We start from the raw sequence: 19,400 nt of genomic DNA, 5'->3' as shown, positions 1-19,400 counted from the left end.
ATAGAAAAATGTTATTTTTCCTGTTTTTAAAGGTTAAAAATTCAGCTAATTCTGAAAATTCTGATTCAGACCGTTTTTAAGTAGTCAACAGTGTTACATAACTGTCATTAAACACCTCTTTAATTCCCCTGCAATAACACACATAATTGAGCTGTTTTTCACCCACACTGATAAAATAAAATGCTTGAATTTGAATGGATTTGGCTATTTTTGGTGTTACCACTGCCCTTAATCATCCGTTATGGATTAAAACCTGCGGCTCCTGTGCGCACTGCCGCTATTCGCGTGCCATTTTTAGAGGACTTTAGCAGCTTAACACGCAATGCCCCAATAACGACTAAATATCAACGATGGCAATTAGTTGTTGCTGCGTTAGCGTGGTTATGCCTCGTTATCGCGGCGGCTCGTCCACAATGGTTAGATGAACCGATAGCCTTGCCTGTTAGTGGGCGGGATTTAATGTTAGCGGTTGATTTATCAGGGAGTATGGAAATAGGTGATTTTCAACTGCAAAATCGGATGGTTGACCGTTTAACAGCAACTAAAGCTGTTGCAGGTGATTTTATTGAACGACGAGTTGGCGACCGTGTTGGTTTAATTTTATTTGGTGAACAGGCCTATCTACAAACGCCACTCACGTTTGACCGCACCACTGTACGTGCATTGTTGTTAGAATCGGCGATTGGATTAGCCGGGCAAAAAACGGCCATTGGTGATGCAATTGGTTTAGCCGTAAAACGCTTGCGTGACCAACCTGTACAAAGTCGGATTGTGATTTTACTCACGGATGGTGCAAATACAGCGGGCGCGGTTGAACCATTAAAAGCGGCAGAATTAGCCGCGCAAGCGGGGTTAAAGATTTATACCATTGGAATTGGTGCGGACGAGGTGCTTGTGCAAGATTTATTCGGCACACGACGTGTAAACCCTTCGGTCGATTTGGATGAAAAAACGTTAACTGCGATTGCTGAGAAAACCAACGGGCGGTATTTCCGCGCTAGAGATACACAGGCGTTAGAAGAAATTTATGCTGAGTTGGATAAGTTAGAACCGATAGAAAAAGAAAATCAATATTTTCGTCCTTCAACCGCTTTATTTTACTATCCTTTAGCACTTGCCTTGTTATTAGCAATGTTCTTGTGGATAGTTCGCATTAAATATCGTTAAACTTTTAGTCCCTTCTGATTATCTACGGTTTATACCCTCTCCATTTACGGAGAGGGTTAGAACATCATCAATCTCAATTCTGAGGCTAATCGTTAGCCCTACATTATTTTTTAATTTTCTTCATTTTTTTGTTTTTATTCGCTATGCCTAAAGAACCACTTTGTTGCGCGATAAAATAAGTTTTTGCGGACAATTCTAATGAACATGTCCATTTATAGGCTAGATTGAGGGTTTTAGCGTGTGCATAAACACCATGTCCTTTAACAACCATAATCGGACATTCGGTTAATATCTCTGCAACCATGCGAGGCGAGTCGCTAACATAGCGTTCAAAAGGGATGGTGATAACGGGAACTTTGGGGAAATAAAAAAAACCTTCAAAATCAACTGGTATAAAATCATCACCTGAGAGGGTTATCCCAACCGTATGTGCACCATGACTATGTAATACGGCTGTTGTACTGCTGTTTCTCCGATAAACTTCCAGATGTAAGGGCGCGTCTAAAGATGCACCTGTTGGTGGTGCTTCATTAATATTACATTTAATTAAATCTGAGGTTTGTAATGTATCTGCACATGCTCCCGTAGGCGTTACCCAAACGGTTTCACCATCACGCACAGAAGCATTGCCACTGTGTGAGTCATTGATACCATATTGGCGTAACCAGCGATAATATTGTACTAATTGTTCAGGTAAGTTCATGTCAATGGGGTCTCATTAGGCCAGATTCTACTTGTTCACGGATGGGTTTTCCTGCTAATTTTTCAATTAATATCAATGCAAAATCCATTGCGGTTCCAGGCCCACGCGAGGTAATAACTTTGCCATCAATAACAACAGGAGAGTCTAGGAGTTGAATTGTTGGAAAATGACTTATTTTTAAACTATTTGGATAACAGGTTGCTTGTTTATTATCTAATAATGCGGCCGTTGCTAAGACTATCGGCGCAGCGCAGATGGCGGCAACGTATTTTCCTTGATAAAAGAGGGTTTTGAGGAGTTGATGAATACGAGGGTCACGGTTAAGATTTTCTGCACCTGCCGCACCACCGGGCAAGACTATCATATCAAAGGTTTCTGGTAATACTTGGTCTATGGTGGTATCGGGGATGAGTACAACACCACGACTGGCTTTAACAGGTTTTTCATCTAATCCTGCTGTAATGACAGTGATATTTGCCCGTCGTAGTAAATCAATAATGGTAACTGCTTCTAATTCTTCACACCCTTGGGCAAGGGGTACAAGCACTGTGGACATGACATCCTCCTTACTAAAACAGAAGGTCATTTTAGCCTGTTTTTGTCGCTTGAGAAAACAAAAAGGGCGGTATTATCCGCCCTTTGTTATATTAGCTGGATTTTAAATAGCCGCTTGTGCAGGTAGATAGAGGGTAAAGGTAACACTTCTGCCTAAATCGCTTTTCACATCTACATAGCCACCCATTAAATGCCATAAATGCGCGCTAATAACGAGACCCATCCGAATACCTAAATCTGTTTCTGATGCTGAGGTTTCTGCTTTAGATAGGCGTAAGCGGAGATGTTGACATTGTTCTTCTGTTAACCCACCGCCCATATAACCACTGATATTAAAACAAATCCATTCTTTACCATCTTTGTATTCACGTGTTACATCGACAGTGACCGTTTGATTTTCTGTGGCTTCGGAAACATTATTCAGCAGGTTGAATAATACCTGATGGATACGTGTAACATCGGTTTGCATAGTGCCGACGCTATTTGGACAGTTAATAATCAACGCATTGTTATTTTTCTTTACGAGGGGGGTGGCAATGTCCACAATATCCGTAAGGAGATGTTTAACTTCGGTAATTGCCCAGTTTAGCTCAATCTCACCCGCTTTAATTTTAGATAAATCTAAAATGCCTTCGCTCAAAGAGAGTAAGTAACGCGCAGAAATATATATTTTATCAATATCTTGAATAATAGACTTGTCGTCTAGTTCTTCAGCCTCTTCGCGTAATAACTCGCTATAACCTGTAATAGCATTTAGTGGCGTACGCAGTTGATGACTCATATTGGCTAAGAAACGGGACTGCGCTTGGTTTGCTTCTTCCGCTGCTTCAGCAAGATGATAGGCGTGACGCATGGCGGCATAGAAATAACCCGCCATTAGGAGGGTAACAAGGAAACCCAACGCTAAAACAGTTAATGCCTGCCAACCACTACCCGTTGTAAGGTGATAGCCCACAGATGGGGTGCATTCTACGGACAAATCACGTCCTGCAAAATTAAACTCTTTTACAACTTCTAAAGCGGGTTCATTTTTCTTGGTTAATTGGCTCGCATCCACACTTTCTAATAATTCAGAATCGAGCTGTCCTAAGTAAAGATATAAAAATTGACGGTCTGGCGGTAAGGATTTGTCATAAACACGAATTTCAATAGGACGTTCATCTAAATAAGTCATTGCAACGTCTAAAATACTGCCAATTTCAAAGACACCAATGACAAAACCTTTTAATGCCGCTCTGCGTTCTTCCATACTGTCTAAAGGGGCATCAATTTGATATATAGGTAGAAAAACTGTTAAACCGATTAGATTAGTATTTTCTGCAATGGTCGCATGAGAAATCGCTCGTGATTTTGTATCATCACGCGCTGCATTAAGCACTTCATTAAAGGCTTGTACTGAGGATAAATCTACCCCTTGCGCAATGCTATTTCCCTCTGTAGGGTCAATATATTGCAGGGGAAAATACAAGGGCCTTTGTGCAGCAGGCACTTTTTGCCCATCTGCATTAAAATCACTAATTCGGAAATCAGGAATAGATTGTTTAACGGTTGTTTCAAATGCGTTACGCTCGGCATCATTAACTAAGGGTGCCCATTGTATCGCTTTAATATATTCATAACGTTGTAAAAAAGGTTGGCTATAAGCGTGAAAGGTTTGTGCATCAACACTGTTATTTCTGGATTTAAAAAAGGCTTCAAACGTTTGTAGCAAATCTAAGTTAAAAACGAGAGAACGTTGAATTGCAAAGGTTCTATCTTCTGCTGCTTTTTTAAAGTCGGCTTTAACCCGTTGATGATCCCAAGCAAGTGTTAAATAATACAACACTATCGATAAAGCGATACCGATTGTAACAGTTAAAATAATGGGCAAATAGCGTTGCCACAGCGGTCTTTTATCAAGATGACTGGGATGTCGGTGTTGGTGCGGACTTTCCTCCCCCCCAGTATAGGATTCCACTTCGTTTGCTGGTTTCCCCATGTTATCGCTCTCCATCAAGTTTATGAAAATACAGTACCAGTGCAAAAAATAGACCACTGGTAGGGATTATGTTTGTTTCATGGCATATCTTAACGCTTTTGTTGGATATTAACACAACAACTATTCAGCTTGTTGATACAGTCAGAACAGCAAAATAAAAAAAGCTAAAAAAACCTTGTTATATCAGGAAGAAATTTTTTCCTGTTTCCAGAAAAATACATACATTTCCACACAGTTTAGGACAAACTTATTCACACATACTCGCTGCTTTTTTGGTTATGTTAGAAAAATAAGGATGAGTCATTTTTCTGATAAAAGACCATTTGAATCAAAATTTTTAGAATTACCATAATTCCAATGATTATCAATAAAATAACTTTTATACTTATTCAATATTGAAAACTCTGACTCGGCAGATTATTACATTTATCCTCTAATGTGTTTTAGTACAACTATTTTTTTTAAATGATACAAACCCCGCAAATATCCGATTTAACATTTTTATACGCAACGAAAACTATCATTTAAACAACCCAATACATGTTATAGGGTATTAATATATATTAAGATTATTTTAGTAAATATTCTAAACAGCTACATAACCTTTTATTAACTAAAGAAAACTAGATACAAAATTCTAGGCATGTTTTATTACGCGAAAAGTAATAACATTAAGGCTCATTTTCATATTCATCGTATGTGGTTAAGGAGAGATAAAAAATGTCTATTTTTGGTAAATCGGGATTGGTAGCAGTATCTCTACTAACATGTTTCACTCTTCCTGCTAATGCGGCAACAGGAAACATTTTTGTAAGTTTAGAAAGTGACAGTGCTGTTATTGTGCTAGATGGAAAAACTTATGAAAAACGCCAACTAATTAAAACCAACGAACAACCTCGTCACTTACAATTCAGTCCTGCGCACGACTTGATTTATGTTGCTTGCGGAGATGGTAATCGGATTGATGTGATTGACATTGCCAAACTGGCGGTTGTTGATAGCCTAGATGTGGGGGAAGAACCTGAAATATTTGACCTTAGCCCAGAAGGTAAGTACTTATATGTATCTAATGAAGATGATGGTGCGTTAAGTGTTTATGACATGGTTGCTAAAAAAACGATTGCCCAAGTAGAAGTGGGTGAAGAACCTGAAGGTGTGTTAGTTAGCCATGATGGCAATACAGTTTATGTAACTTCTGAAGTTGCTAATATGGTACATGTTATTGACGTAACAGATAAAACCAAGCCCGTTGTTAAGGCTAACATCATTGTTAATACACGCCCGCGCCGTTTTGCACTCACGGCTGATGGAAAGAGTTTATATGTCTCTAGCGAAATTGGTGGTACTGTCAGCATTATCGATACTGCAAAAAATGCAGTAACAGGCGAAATTAAATTTGCACCTAAAGGCTTTCGTCCTGAAGAAGTGACCCCTGTCGGCTTGGTTTTAAGCAAGGATGGTAAAAGCTTATATGTCACTTTAGGACGGGCGCATCACGTTGCTGTTGTAGATACAACCAGTAATGAAGTAAAAAACTACGTGTTGGTTGGTAATCGCCCATGGGGAGCAACACTGAACAAAGATGGCAGTTTATTATTTGTTACTAACGGCATGAGTGATGATGTTTCTATTATTGACACCGCAACGCTTAAAGTAGAAAAGTCTGTCCCTGTTGGACGTGTACCACATAGCATATTGATTGACGAATAAACCACCGCAATAAAAACGCGACTTGTGAGTAATCTATTCTAAAGTCGCGTTCTTCTCAGCAAATGATGCCAAACTCACGCGAATAATCAATAAAGTAACCGCTTTTCTCTCTCATTTAACGCACTCATCACTTTATCATGCTTAATGCTTTTGCCATTCTTCTCGGTTTACAACTTATTGGGGAAATCACCGTTCGCGCCCTACATCTCCCCATTCCCGGCCCTGTATTAGGAATGCTTCTCCTCTTTTTCTTGTTCATTTGGCACGGTCATGTTCCCCATTTTCTCCAACAAACTGCACAAGGATTACTCCAACATCTTTCTCTTTTTTTCGTCCCTGCTGGTGTTGGCATTATGGTGCATATCGGCTTGCTACAACAGGAATGGCTTTCAATAACCATTACCCTGCTGGGAAGTACGTGGATAACGTTACTCGTTACAGCATGGACATTGAAAACCCTATTAAAAATTTGGGAAGGGAAAACCTAATGAATGATTTAAATACGATTTGGGTATATCTTGCCCAAACGCCACTACTTTGGTTAAGCCTAACTCTTAGCATTTACTGGCTCACACAACGCATTTACCATCATTACGGACAAATTCCCCTGCTTAACCCTGTGTTATTTAGCATGTTGTGTCTTGTTATACTGTTACAACTTACACATACACCTTATCAAACCTATTTTAATGGTGCGCAATTTGTTCATTTCCTGCTAGGGCCTACAACAGTTGCCTTAGCTATTCCACTTTACCAATATTATGACCGTTTAAAACAACACTGGTTTCCCTTGTTATTAACATTAGTCATTGGTTCTACAACCGCTATTCTCTCTGTGTGGGCATTAGGATTCTTAACAGGCTTATCACAAACCAGTCTATTATCCATGTTGCCAAAATCTATCACTACTCCCATTGCAATGGGCATTGCACAAGAAATTGGGGGAGAACCTTCATTAACTGCAGTTTTGGTTATTTTAACGGGCATTGTGGGTGCTGTAACCGCACCTGCCTTACTGCATATTGTCCGCATAGAAGATAACAGCGTACGTGGTTTTGCAATTGGCTTGGCTTCACATGGGATAGGCACAGCACGGGCGTTGCAAATTCATACAGAAATGGGCGCATTTGCAGGCTTAGCGATGGGATTAAATGGAATCAGCACGGCGATTCTTGTGCCGTTATTCGTGTCGGTATTGTTATAACTTTAGGGTACTTAAGCGTTGCGTTTGAACAGTACAGAATATTTTTTCAGTAAAAAAGACGCGAAAAATCGCGTCTTTCTTAATTCTACCTGTCTAAAATCGTTACACGTCTAACAATTTTAATGATTCATAAGCATCGGCGAGCCACACTTTTACACGGCGTTGCTCTACTAATCCTAGCCCATTGGTTTCTTTCAAATGAATCGCATTCCAAAAACTGGCGTTTGCCTTATCAATCTTCTGCATGGTGCTACTTTGTAATGCCCGTAATTCAATCAACTTCGCACCCAACATTAATGCACGTTGTCTGATAGGTGAGGTATTAAAAATATCAAAGGGTTGTCCGCGTCCGTGATTTAAAACCACTACATAACTAACCCCATCACCAAATTTACTTAATAACTCATCCAACAATACAACGGAATCCTTACTTCCATCCATCACATGCCAAAACGTCAGCTTGATTTCTTGTTCAGCGCATAAATCAAGTAATTCACTTTCTTCTATCCAACGTGATAAAGGCTGAATCGTTTGTGCGGCTAAATCCACTAAAATACGATTGTCTTCCGTTGTCAACATCTCTTCAATTAACTGGTCTAACTGCGCATATTCGTCAACGGTCATCGGAGAAGCAAAGTCTGCGTAAAAACGGGTAAACGTTCCATGTGAGCGGTCGCTATCATGCCCGATAAAAGGTAAGTCATTATCAATACAATACTGCGCTAAAATCCGTGCTACGACGGATTTACCAACCCCGCCTTTTTCCCCACCAATAAAATGGATATTCTTCATAGTGTCCTCTTATGTAAGTTGTGATAAAGCGAGATAGTGATAAATAGCGATGTCACCGCAATTATTTGCCTATATAAACTAACAGACATCCTCTTAATAGATACTATCTTTATTTTTACAATAGAAACGTGACGGAATAAGCTAAACGTTCTATTGCCTCATACTGATTGCAAAACAATTCGGCATATTCATCACTAATAATGCCTCAAGGCAAACAACCATTATATTCATCATTATTTGCCCTGCGTGTGACAAAATGTTTAACGTAAAATGGATACTTAGGATAATACTTTATATTACATAATATTAACCACTTTTTTACAATTGAAGAATTAAAGGGTTAAGTAAAATCAACTAACGACTGTAGTTTTCAGATTTAACGGATATAAACGCATTAATTATCAAGGCTTTTTAAGCCTGAATATCCTGATTCAGATAATAAACAAGGAAATAACATGTACGATAAAAATAGCAAAATTGGTTTTATAGGTTTAGGTACAATGGGTTATCCAATGGCGGGACATCTCGCACAACAGGGCTATCAAGTCAGCGTTTACAATCGCACCCCAGCAAAAGCGACACAATGGCAAGCACAATATTCAGGAACAAGCGCGAAAACACCCGCCGAGCTTGCACAGGGAATGGATATTGTATTTTCTTGTGTGGGGAATGATAACGACTTACGAGCGGTGACGATTGGCGAACAAGGCGCGTTTCATACCCTAGCTCCTCATGCGGTTTTTATTGACCATTCAACCACCTCAGCGGATATTGCGCGCGAATTATTCAGCATTGCTCAAGCAAAAGGGTTTCATTTTTTGGACGCGCCTGTATCGGGTGGACAATCAGGGGCAGAAAAAGGGATTTTAACGGTGATGGTGGGAGGAGAAGCCGAGATTTTTGCGCAAGTACAGCCTGTGATTTCTGCGTATGCAAAAGCCGTTACGCTAATGGGAAATGCAGGCATGGGACAACTTACTAAAATGGTTAATCAAATCTGCATCGCGGGGTTATTGCAAGGCTTATCAGAAGCCGTTCATTTTGGCGAGCAGGCGGGGCTGGATATGAAATTGGTATTAGACGTGATTTCTAAAGGCGCGGCGCAATCTTGGCAAATGGAAAATAGGGGCAAAACAATGGTTGATAAAGCATTTAATTTCGGCTTTGCGGTGGATTGGATGCGCAAAGATTTAGGCTTATGTTTAACAGAAGCCCGACAAAATGGTGCAACATTACCCATTACGGCATTGGTCGACCAATTTTATGCCGATGTGCAAGATAAAGGCGGAAATCGGTGGGATACATCCAGTTTAATTACCCGATTGACTCGGAAAATCTAGCCACTTATCTAAAACCTGACAAGATTTAAAAACCTGTCAGGTTTTGGCGTTTTTATCCCTACGTTAGGGCTTTACAGGTGCGAAACTCGCGTGCTGACGTGCTGCATCAATAAAGCCTTTAAATAAAGGATGTCCATAGCGCGGGGTTGAAGTAAATTCAGGGTGGAATTGACACCCCACAAACCAAGGATGATTTGGGTTTTCAATTACTTCAACCAAACGCTGGTCTGCCGACATCCCAACAAATGATAAACCTGCTTTTTCCAGTAAATCTTTATAATGATTATTAAATTCATAACGATGACGATGACGCTCACGAATAACGGCTTTACCATATAAGCGGCGAAGCAAACTATGCTCGGCTAAATGGCAATCTTGCCCGCCTAAGCGCATCGTACCGCCTTTATCACTATTTTCCGTCCGCCGTTCCATTTCGCCTGCATCGTTTAACCATTCGGTGATTAAAGCAATCACAGGATGGGGCGTATGTTGGTCAAACTCGCTACTGTTCGCATTACTCAAACCTGCAACATGACGAGCGAATTCAATCACGGCTACCTGCATTCCTAAACAAATGCCCAAGTAAGGAATCCCATGTTCACGCGCAAATTGCGCCGTTCTGATTTTGCCTTCAATCCCGCGCAAACCAAAACCACCCGGTACTAAAATCGCGCTCATACCACGCAAACATTCCGTGCCTTGCGCTTCAATTTCTTCCGAATCAATATACGTAATATTAACTTGTGTATGTGTATGAATCCCAGCATGTTTTAATGATTCAGATAAAGATTTATACGCATCGGTTAAATTCACATATTTCCCAACCATCGCTACATTCACGCAGGCAACGGGAGAATCTAACGCAGTAACAACCTTAGTCCATTCCGTTAAATCTGCGGGAGGCGTGTTAAGGCGGAATTTATCACAAACAATTCTATCTAACCCTTGCTGTTGCAACTGTTCAGGAATTCTATAAATAGAATCCGCATCGACTAAAGAAATAACGGCCCATTCATCAACATTGGTGAATAAAGCAATTTTTCGTCGTTCATTTTCGGGCAGTGGTTGCGTAGAACGACACAGCAATACATCAGGTTGAATACCGATAGAACGTAATTCTTTAACAGAATGTTGTGTGGGTTTGGTCTTTAACTCGCCCGCTGTTGCGATATAAGGGACTAATGTTAAATGAATAAATAACGCACGTTCACGTCCTAATTCTGCCGCCATTTGGCGCAAGGCTTCTAAAAACGGTAAAGATTCTATATCGCCAACAGTACCGCCAATTTCTACCATTGCGACATCCGCATCGCCCGCGCCTGCGATAATCGAACGTTTGATTTCGTCAGTAATATGGGGAATGACTTGTACTGTCGCGCCTAAATAATCGCCATGTCGTTCTTTATTAATTACATTGGCATAAATGCGCCCTGTGGTGTAATTATTGGCTTGTGACATGGTAGTACGGACAAAGCGTTCATAATGTCCTAAATCTAAATCAGTTTCCGCGCCATCATCGGTAACATAAACCTCGCCATGTTGAAATGGACTCATTGTTCCGGGGTCAACATTAATATAAGGGTCTAGTTTTAATAAAGTTACTTTGATTTTACGGGATTCTAAAATAGCGGCAAGTGATGCGGCGGCAATGCCTTTGCCTAAAGAGGATACGACACCGCCTGTAATAAAGATGAATCGAGTCATGGGGATTTTATTTAGCGAAGCTAATGAGTAGAAGGACAAAAGCAATTAAAAATAGCAAATTTATGGGGGCTTCTCAATGTGAAAAAAACTTAAAAGATAGTATATTAAAATCGTTATGATATTTAGCACTCATTCTAAACACGGGGGATATGATGGACGAGGTTGCCGCATTATTACAGGAAAAATTGGTTTTTTTAGAAAAAGCGTTTGTGTTAGAAACCAGTGCCGCACAAAAATTCGCATTAGGGAAACAAATAGAGGAAATAAAACAAGCCTTAGCGTCGCGTGGAAGTGCAGATAGTGGCGGCAACGAGCCAACAACGCATTTTGGCAATGTCTCGATACAATCCGTCGCTGGCAATGTGAATATTCAACAAGCAGGTCGTGATATTGTTATTAATCGCAAATAGGCACAGTGATGAACGATAAAACCGTTGGTAACATCCATATTGAAGGGGTTTCAGATAGTAATATTACGATTCAGCAGGCGGGACGGAACATTATTATCAATGGCGTTGCTGTTGATACGCACAACGCTTTATTAGAAAATTTTATTATTGCTGACCAAGTGTTACAGCGTATTGCGCGAGATTGTGCCACACAAAAACTTAACGAGACACAACGACTGTTGTTAGTTCAACGTGAAGTTGAGGCGTATTTAACTCATACGCAACAAATTGAAGAATTATTTGCTAATCTCCCCGAGTCAATAAAAGCACAACCTATTATTCAACAATTGCATACAGCTTTAACACAAGCCGCGAATGATGGGAATTATCAACAATTCCCCGACATCATGGAGCGGGCAATTGAATTATTGACAAGTTCATCACTGCGCGAATTACACCCAGATTTTTGGTATATTCTTTATCGATTACATGCCGCTCGCGCAGAACTATTTGACTATCAAGGGTATTATGAAAAATCTGCATGGGAATGGCACAAAGCCTCTGAAGTCTTACCCGTTCCCCCGTATAAAAATGATTTAACCCGTTCGGAAACTCGCTTATTTAGAGCGTTATATAGCACTTGTTTATACGGTGCGGGCGAGGCTTTACGTCAAGCGGGTCATTATTCTCAAGCACAAGAATATCTAGCACCTGCTTTGCAGTGGCGAGAGAAATTATATGCAGATAATCCGAATCATTTAGAAATTGCCCAGAGTTTGAACGGTCTTGCTTTGCTGTATCAAGACCAAGGCGACTACGCACAGGCTTTACCTTTGTCACAACGGACATTAGCCATTGATGAAAAAGTCTTAGGGACTGAACATCCTCATACGGCTCAGAGCCTTAATAATCTTGCTGGACTGTATCAAGCCCAAGGCGACTACGCACAGGCTTTACCTTTGTTGCAACGGGCATTAGCCATTGATGAAAAAGTCTTAGGGACTGAACATCCTCATACGGCTCAGAGCCTTAATAATCTTGCTGGACTGTATCAAGCCCAAGGCGACTACGCACAGGCTTTACCTTTGTTGCAACGGGCATTAGCCATTCGTGAAAAAGTCTTAGGGACTGAACATCCTCATACGGCTAGTAGCCTTAATAATCTTGCCATGCTGTATCAAGACCAAGGCGACTACGCACAGGCTTTGCCTTTGTTGCAACAGGCATTAGCCATTGATGAAAAAGTCTTAGGGGCTGAACATCCTCATACGGCTCATAGCCTTAATAATCTTGCTACGCTGTATGAAGCCCAAGGCGACTACGCACAGGCTTTACCTTTGTTGCAACAGGCTATTGAAATTATTAAGAAAAAACTAGGGGAAGAACATCCAGACTATAAAACGGCTTATCACAATTACCAAATAATTCTCAATAAAATGCAACAGCCTAAAGCTGAACCCATCACTGGGGCAGAACATTCAGACTATGAAATAGGTTATCAAAATTACCAAAAACTCCTCAATGAAATGCAACAGCCTAAAACAGCACCAAAGCCTAAAGCTGAACCCATTATTGAAGAACCTGAAAAACCGCAAACCATCATCGATAAACTAAAAAAATGGTGGAAATAGTTATTTCCATGCGGGGTAACGCATTTTTGTTAAGACCTAGCAGGTCTCGATTTAAAGCGCATAACCCTAACTGGTCGGGGTTTGTAATCCCGACTGGAACATTTGAGAACGTCAGAATAAGCTGAAATGTTACGCTGCAGGTTACAAATCTGCACCAGCGAACTCGTTCCCACGCTTCTCAAGCATCCGCGCCGCTAGAGCGACGCAATAGGCATTCCCACGCAGGAGCGTGGGAACGAGAAAAACATGGGGGAACATGGGGGAAATAGTTATTTTCATGCGGGGTAAAGTATTTTTGTAGGGTGAGCAATACCCGTCTTATGCCATTGAATTTAAAAACTAAAAATAAGTAAGATGGATATCATGGCGTTACTAAAATAATCATTGTGGGGCTGATTTTTCCGCAGGAAGGGCAACTTTGGGGATAAAACAACGTTTTTCTGCACTGGCTTTAATATCAGTCAGTTTTTTTCGTAATACTTTACTTTGTGGTGAATCCCGCAGTAATGCGGCACGCTCTCCCCGTGCTTGTGAAAGACGAATGAGCGTATCTGCTTCAGTATATTCTTGATAAACCATGTTTTCTGCAATATTGTCAATGACGCAGGCACATTGATACATGTTTTCGTAACTTTCTCCGCCATGTAATGCCATACATTCAAATACATAACTTACTTTATCGAGGGTGGGATAATCATTTGCGTGACTAGCAGAGGCGCAAAATAAGAATGGAACGACAGCCATAAAACGATAAAACATAAAAGTATTCTCTTTTGATGGTGGTAAATATTTATTTTATGGAGGACCAACTGATAAAACTCAGCATAGCCCTCTTTTTTTATAACAGACGAAACGAGTATAGAAGCGAAAGAAGAAACTTGTAAAGCCTGTTACTCTGCCGTGAGTTTACTGCAATCAATCATCATAAATTCAACTCGTCGGTCAATTGCATCATGCGCATCATCAGTTCCTGTACCCACCAGATTTTCAGCAAATCCTTTACCAATCGCCTTTGATTTATTTAATAAATCGGGTGTGTCGGTGGCAAGCAAATGGCGCACACTTTCTGCGCGTTGCAAGGATAATTTTAGGTTGTAATCTTGTTTACCTGTTTTACTGCTATGTCCAACAATATGAAAGCAATAGTCATTTTGTTGTAAGAAATGACTAATCATACGTAGCCAATCGGCATATTGTTGACGAATTTTTGTGTTATTAATAAATGCGGTTGAATTGACTTCAAAGAGAAAACGAATATTTAAACTTTTGGTTTCTTGTATGCTGAGTGTGAGCAGCTTTGTAAAGGCTGTTTCTGCTGCTGGCTCAAGTGTTGAACCGCCTTGTCGTGTGGATTCATATAAACCTAAATAGGTTTTCATTACCTGCCCGTCAGTTCGCTCGGCGGCTTTATTAAACAAGGTACGTGATTTTACGTAGTCATTCGCTTCATAAGCGGTTTCTGCTTCTACTAACAAGGCGTTAGTATCTAGGCTGTCGTAATATTCGTCATCCGCATTTTTCCCTGTGGGAGATTCAGTCGTTGTAATTTGGCTTTGTACGCGCTTATCTTTAAGAAAGGTAGGACTTTCTTCATATAAAGGTGTTCGGGAATAGTCGATGTCTGCCTCAGCAATCCAGCTATGTGCATTAGCAATAATCAATCCTGTACTCAAATCAATAACACTGGCAGATAGACGATAATATTTTTCCCCCTGAGTCTCTTCGTCCGTTTTTATTGAATAGTTTTGTAAATCAATCGTGCCATTTAAAACGTAGTTTGCACGACGTAATTCTGTGGGGGTTAAACGGATTAAAGAAAACTGTGGGAAATATTTTTTTCCTTCCGCAATCATAACGGTTTCAATTTCACGACTGATTTTTAATACATCACCACTTTTAGCATCAATAAAAGGGTCTAAAACGATTAAACCCTGACGCGCTGGATAAGTCGTTGCTACATTTTGTAATAAATGGTTGGTTAGTGTTTGAATGGCGGCTTCAAAACTAATCGGATAATCCATTGTTTGTAGCGGCGCAATAGGTACTGTTTGACAAGCACTTAATAATAAATAACTGGTAAATATAAAGAGATAACTTAAACGAGAAATCCGCATTATCAATGCTCCTAAAAATAATAGGTTTGTATTAATCATCGCAAGCCTGTCTTATTTAACAGTGCAGATAATTGATTTATTGCGATAAATATATCAATACACACTAGCAGTTTTTCTTAAAATAGCTATCTTCTTCAGGTGATAAGGTCCCACTCCCATTTACGGATAGTTTGTAGAAAAGTTCTGTACATCTGTTTGCCGTTGTAGAAAATAATAAAGGAGCTGCACGAATTTTATTTTCTAATTCAATAACTTTTAAACGTAACTCTTTAAGCACAGGTAGGCGAGAATCAATGCGCTCTAAACTTCTGATATATGATTTCGCTTTATCAACACGTTGTTCATTTAACACGGTGTCAAAACGCGATAAAAAGCTATTTTTTAAGTTAGCTATCCCTGCTTGTGCAGCGGGGTTATTGGGGTCTATACGCAATATTTCCCGATAACATAATAAAGCACTGTCTTCTCCATACGTTAAACGCTGTTCATTAATACGTGTTCGACACACACTCAAACGCTGGGCAATATCAACCCCTGTTGTTTGTGAAGGGCTTGATGGTAATAGGGATGTCGATTCAACAGCAGGCGATGGTGTAGCGGGTTCTTTTGTAGGAAATATATTCAGCGAAACGGTTAAACTAGATGAATCTTCAGGCAATAAATCATCGGTAACGGTTAAAGGTAATGGCGTTGTTGTTGTTTTCTCGTCAAGACTTGCTGCTGATTCGGGGATTGCTGAAATACTATGTTGTGAGGGTTTTTCAGGTTCAATGGCAACGGTTGCGACCCTTTGCAATCGTTCAGTAATTAACTTATCTTGCGGATATTTAACTTGTAATTTAGTTAATATCTGTAATGCTTGTTCATGAGTCGTAGCGGGATGTTTATCATAATAGCTTAATAATGCAGTTTTAACGTTAGCATCATTAAAAACATCGGTTTGTAATGTTCCATTCAACTGCTCTAACGTGCCTAACATATCAGGGGGTGAGGCGTGTTCTATAAAAAAAATCGCAACCTGATAATTTAATGCTTGTTGTGTTGCTATATTTTTATTATCAGAAGGTGGTGATGGTACGGTGATACTGGTAACACTGGCTGATGATGATTCAGTAGAAAATAAGGAATGTAACCAAATACCACAAACTAAACCCAATAAAAATAATACAATACCAACAATCAACTCGGTTGGTTCGATAGTATCGCTATCTTCTTGTGCATAAGCGCGTTGTTGGGCTGATTTAAGGGCATAATCATTTGCGCGCGCTCGTCGCCACGCATTCAATTGACTGCGAAACCATGCAAAACTATAGGGTCTAATAACTTTACGACTACGATTATATTCAATACGTTGTTCAGGGTCTTTTAGGGTATCGTATGCTTCTTGTACCGCTAGGAAGTGCTGTTTTGCATTTGCTTCCGTACTACGATCGGGGTGATATTTTTGTGCCAACCGTCGATAAGCACGTTTCACCTCTTCCTGATCAGCATCAGGGGTAATTTCTAAAATTTGATAGTAATCGCGCAATGCCATAACAGAATGAACTCTAAAGACAAATAAGAAAAAAGGAGTAGTAAAGATAGGCTAAAACGAGACCAACAGTTTAAGCGGTTTTGTGCTTTATTCAAGTTTATTGAACAGGTAAAGCCTATGCCAAATATTGTGTACCATACCAATTTTTTATATAAATGATAACTAAAAGGGTATAAATACAGCGAATAATCTGTATGCTTTCCATAAAAAATGATACTTTATCAGATTATAGTAATACTCACCTAATTAACTTTTTTATCAAGCCGTTATGCCAAAGCCACTTTTTGTAACACACCAATCTGGTTTTACCTTATTTGAAATTCTTCTTGTTATGGCGATTATTGCATTAGCTGCATCAATTGTGATTCCGAATTTAAATTCGGGTAAAGCGACTTTTCTACAAGCCCAATTGCGTGAAGCAATTGCTGTATTAAATTACGCACGACGTTCTGCAATTGTCGAGGGAACATCCAAAGTTGTCACTTTTTATGAAGGAACGGAGGAAGGACAGGATGAAAAAACTTATAAACCAAGTAGTTGGGTAAGTCGTGGCGCAAAATTACAATGGGGGGGAGAAATTACTGCTAAAGATAAAAATATGTATGAGATTGTTTTTTATCCTGAGGGTGGAAGCAGCGGCGGAGAGATTGTTTTAAGTTATGCAGAAATAAAGGCAAATATAAAAATCAATGCCCTAACAGGTAAAATTGAATCCGATTTTTTGCAGACTAAAAAATGAATATGCGCGAAGCGTATCGCGAACAGACTCACTATACGCTTCACTGAAAAAAACAATTTATATAACTGATATTAACTTATTTAATTTGCAAGCGAATTGCACCATCTAAACGGATGACCTCACCGTTTAACATCTCATTTTGTATGATACATAATGCTAAACTTGCGTATTCATCAGGACGGCATAAACGCGCAGGAAACGGTACAGACGCAGCCAAGCTAGCTTGAGCCTCTTCCGATAACGAACCGAGCATTGGTGTTTCCACCAAACCGGGCGCAATAGTCATGACCCGTATGCCAAATTTGGCAAATTCACGCGCGGCAGGTAAACCTAACGAAACAACTCCCCCTTTAGACGCGCTATAAGCCGCTTGTCCGATTTGTCCTTCAAAGGCAGCGACAGAGGCCGTATTAATAATTATCCCGCGCTCACCACTTGCATTAATGGCTTCGGTTTCCATCAAATTAGCGGCAACCAAACGCATGATATTAAAAGTACCCACCAAATTAATATTAATCACACGACTAAATGTTTCTAAGGGAAGCGCGCCAGTTTTGCCAACAATCCGTGCTGCCAGTAAAATCCCTGCACAATTAACACAAATTCGTGCTACACCAAATGCCTCACGTGCTTGTTGAATGGCATAAACAGCACTGTCAGCACTACTTACATCACAATGAATCGCAATGCCACCAATTTCATCAGCAACCTGTTGGGCTGCCGCGTGATTAATATCTAACAAGGCGACTTTCGCGCCAGCCTGTGCCAAAGCCCGTGCAGTAGCCGCTCCCATCCCCGAGCCTGCGCCTGTAACAATGGCGGTATTTCCTTGAATTTGCATTAAAGACTCCTTTGTAATGGTTTTATTATTTTATAACAAACTAATTATAAAGTATTAATTATGCCCATAGAGCAAAATGTGGAATAAACATAAATTATTGTCCAAATAAAAAACTATTATTCCCTGCTTATTCAGTCCCATCTATTATTCATCTATACTGTTAGCAAGAGAATTGTGAAAAAATAATGCAACCAATCCGTAAAAATATCCGTACAATCCGAGTATCTTCAGTTAAGTTGACCCTTGAGAATTCTTACCGCCTACCCCCATTTATCTACATACCGAACTGTTAGATTAAATAAAGTTTAACTTAACTATTCTTGTGTTATTATACAATTGTTTATTTTCATTCTTTGGAGTGTCTCGCAAATGAGCGATAATATAATTGAAATCAACGATGTCACCTTTGCTGATGAAGTGTTAAATGCAGAATCACCCGTATTGGTTGACTATTGGGCTGAGTGGTGTGGTCCATGCAAAATGATTGCACCCATCATAGAAGAAATTGCCATTGAATATAAAAGTAAATTGAAAATTGTCAAATTGAATATTGATAACAATCCTGAAACGCCCCCAAAATATGGCATTCGTGGTATTCCGACGCTAATGTTATTTAAAGGCGGAAATGTAGAAGCCACAAAGGTCGGTGCGATTTCTAGATCACAATTAACGGCTTTTCTTGATAGCAATCTTTAATCAATATCAATCGCGCTTGTGTGCCACGTTTTGTGTGATGAAAAACTAGACGAAACGTGATTCACGTGTTAGTCTTTACAACTACAGTGTGCAACGCACTACATCGTAGTCATAAAGCATATTCTAACAATATATTTTCGTTGTTCATAAAACCCAGCCCGTTTTAATCCCCTCACCAGCGCACGATACCAAAACGGGCGATAGTTTTCTTATAAACTGAAAAGTTACTCATCTTTAATCACAGCTATTCATAACAGATTGTTAGCGAACTCATCACTATGCTTGACCGTTAGCCCGTGTTTT

The 19,400-nt window shown here is 39.9% G+C and carries 18 protein-coding genes; 9 read left to right on the top strand and 9 right to left on the bottom strand.

Annotated elements, in window-relative coordinates:
* Positions 1–180 precede the first annotated feature (180 nt).
* The gene (locus tag AL038_RS08470) at positions 181–1,167 is read left to right on the top strand and encodes a vWA domain-containing protein (protein ID WP_062151734.1); all 987 of its coding nucleotides are present in this window, start codon (positions 181–183) and stop codon (positions 1,165–1,167) included.
* A 103-nt stretch (positions 1,168–1,270) separates the two neighbouring features.
* Here the strand turns inward: AL038_RS08470 and AL038_RS08465 are convergent, their stop codons facing one another.
* From AL038_RS08465 to AL038_RS08455, 3 genes are all read right to left on the bottom strand, one after another.
* Entirely contained in the window at positions 1,271–1,870 is a 600-nt protein-coding gene (locus AL038_RS08465) for a class II aldolase/adducin family protein (RefSeq protein WP_062151731.1), read from the bottom strand.
* A gap of 1 nt (position 1,871) precedes the next feature.
* On the bottom strand, positions 1,872–2,426 hold the full coding sequence (locus AL038_RS08460; protein WP_062151728.1) for a DJ-1 family glyoxalase III: 555 nt from the start codon (positions 2,424–2,426) through the stop codon (positions 1,872–1,874).
* Between the two features lie 102 nt (positions 2,427–2,528).
* Positions 2,529–4,403, bottom strand: a complete 1,875-nt coding sequence (locus tag AL038_RS08455; RefSeq protein WP_062151725.1) for a CHASE domain-containing protein — start codon at positions 4,401–4,403, stop codon at positions 2,529–2,531.
* 720 nt (positions 4,404–5,123) lie between these two features.
* Between AL038_RS08455 and AL038_RS08450 the strand changes: the two genes are divergently transcribed.
* From AL038_RS08450 to AL038_RS08440, 3 genes are all read left to right on the top strand, one after another.
* Positions 5,124–6,113, top strand: coding sequence for a PQQ-dependent catabolism-associated beta-propeller protein (locus AL038_RS08450; RefSeq protein WP_062151722.1), 990 nt, complete (start codon positions 5,124–5,126; stop codon positions 6,111–6,113).
* 137 nt (positions 6,114–6,250) lie between these two features.
* Positions 6,251–6,601, top strand: a complete 351-nt coding sequence (locus AL038_RS08445) for a CidA/LrgA family protein (RefSeq protein WP_062151718.1) — start codon at positions 6,251–6,253, stop codon at positions 6,599–6,601.
* Positions 6,601–7,317, top strand: coding sequence for an LrgB family protein (locus AL038_RS08440; RefSeq protein WP_062151716.1), 717 nt, complete (start codon positions 6,601–6,603; stop codon positions 7,315–7,317). The genes AL038_RS08445 and AL038_RS08440 overlap by 1 nt, the downstream gene beginning before the upstream one ends.
* A 102-nt stretch (positions 7,318–7,419) precedes the next feature.
* Here the strand turns inward: AL038_RS08440 and AL038_RS08435 are convergent, their stop codons facing one another.
* Complete coding sequence (locus AL038_RS08435) at positions 7,420–8,109, bottom strand: P-loop NTPase family protein (protein ID WP_062151713.1); 690 nt, start codon at positions 8,107–8,109, stop codon at positions 7,420–7,422.
* A gap of 455 nt (positions 8,110–8,564) precedes the next feature.
* Between AL038_RS08435 and AL038_RS08430 the strand changes: the two genes are divergently transcribed.
* Positions 8,565–9,449 (top strand): NAD(P)-dependent oxidoreductase, encoded by an 885-nt coding sequence (locus AL038_RS08430; protein WP_062151710.1) that lies wholly within the window; start codon positions 8,565–8,567, stop codon positions 9,447–9,449.
* A 63-nt stretch (positions 9,450–9,512) separates the two neighbouring features.
* Here the strand turns inward: AL038_RS08430 and AL038_RS08425 are convergent, their stop codons facing one another.
* Positions 9,513–11,153 carry a CTP synthase gene (locus AL038_RS08425; protein WP_201800145.1) on the bottom strand — a complete coding sequence of 547 codons (1,641 nt, stop codon included), beginning with the start codon at positions 11,151–11,153 and terminating at the stop codon, positions 9,513–9,515.
* Positions 11,154–11,302: 149 nt separating this feature from the next.
* On the opposite strand from AL038_RS08425, the gene AL038_RS08420 reads away from it, so the two are divergent.
* Together AL038_RS08420 and AL038_RS08415 are read left to right on the top strand one after the other, a co-directional pair.
* The gene (locus tag AL038_RS08420) at positions 11,303–11,563 is read left to right on the top strand and encodes a hypothetical protein (protein ID WP_145917076.1); all 261 of its coding nucleotides are present in this window, start codon (positions 11,303–11,305) and stop codon (positions 11,561–11,563) included.
* Between the two features lie 8 nt (positions 11,564–11,571).
* Entirely contained in the window at positions 11,572–13,173 is a 1,602-nt protein-coding gene (locus AL038_RS08415; RefSeq protein ID WP_062151705.1) for a tetratricopeptide repeat protein, read from the top strand.
* Positions 13,174–13,554: 381 nt separating this feature from the next.
* Here the strand turns inward: AL038_RS08415 and AL038_RS08410 are convergent, their stop codons facing one another.
* The 3 genes from AL038_RS08410 to AL038_RS08400 form a co-directional block, all read right to left on the bottom strand.
* The gene (locus tag AL038_RS08410) at positions 13,555–13,932 is read right to left on the bottom strand and encodes a hypothetical protein (RefSeq protein ID WP_062151702.1); all 378 of its coding nucleotides are present in this window, start codon (positions 13,930–13,932) and stop codon (positions 13,555–13,557) included.
* Between the two features lie 131 nt (positions 13,933–14,063).
* Entirely contained in the window at positions 14,064–15,287 is a 1,224-nt protein-coding gene (locus tag AL038_RS08405) for an OmpA family protein (RefSeq protein WP_161575454.1), read from the bottom strand.
* Between the two features lie 103 nt (positions 15,288–15,390).
* Complete coding sequence (locus AL038_RS08400) at positions 15,391–16,821, bottom strand: J domain-containing protein (RefSeq protein ID WP_062151696.1); 1,431 nt, start codon at positions 16,819–16,821, stop codon at positions 15,391–15,393.
* A 268-nt stretch (positions 16,822–17,089) separates the two neighbouring features.
* On the opposite strand from AL038_RS08400, the gene AL038_RS08395 reads away from it, so the two are divergent.
* Entirely contained in the window at positions 17,090–17,560 is a 471-nt protein-coding gene (locus AL038_RS08395; RefSeq protein ID WP_062151693.1) for a prepilin-type N-terminal cleavage/methylation domain-containing protein, read from the top strand.
* A gap of 76 nt (positions 17,561–17,636) precedes the next feature.
* On the opposite strand, the gene AL038_RS08390 is transcribed toward AL038_RS08395, so the two are convergent.
* A complete protein-coding gene (locus tag AL038_RS08390; protein WP_062151690.1) occupies positions 17,637–18,401 on the bottom strand; it encodes an SDR family NAD(P)-dependent oxidoreductase in 765 nt (254 codons plus the stop codon).
* Between the two features lie 369 nt (positions 18,402–18,770).
* On the opposite strand from AL038_RS08390, the gene trxA reads away from it, so the two are divergent.
* Positions 18,771–19,097, top strand: a complete 327-nt coding sequence (trxA, locus tag AL038_RS08385) for a thioredoxin TrxA (RefSeq protein ID WP_062151689.1) — start codon at positions 18,771–18,773, stop codon at positions 19,095–19,097.
* The last annotated feature ends 303 nt before the right edge of the window (positions 19,098–19,400 follow it).

This window comes from Beggiatoa leptomitoformis, assembly GCF_001305575.3.
Lineage (GTDB): Bacteria > Pseudomonadota > Gammaproteobacteria > Beggiatoales > Beggiatoaceae > Beggiatoa > Beggiatoa leptomitoformis.
The sequence above is the reverse complement of the archived record's forward strand: the minus strand, read 5'-3'. Positions and strand labels throughout refer to the sequence as shown.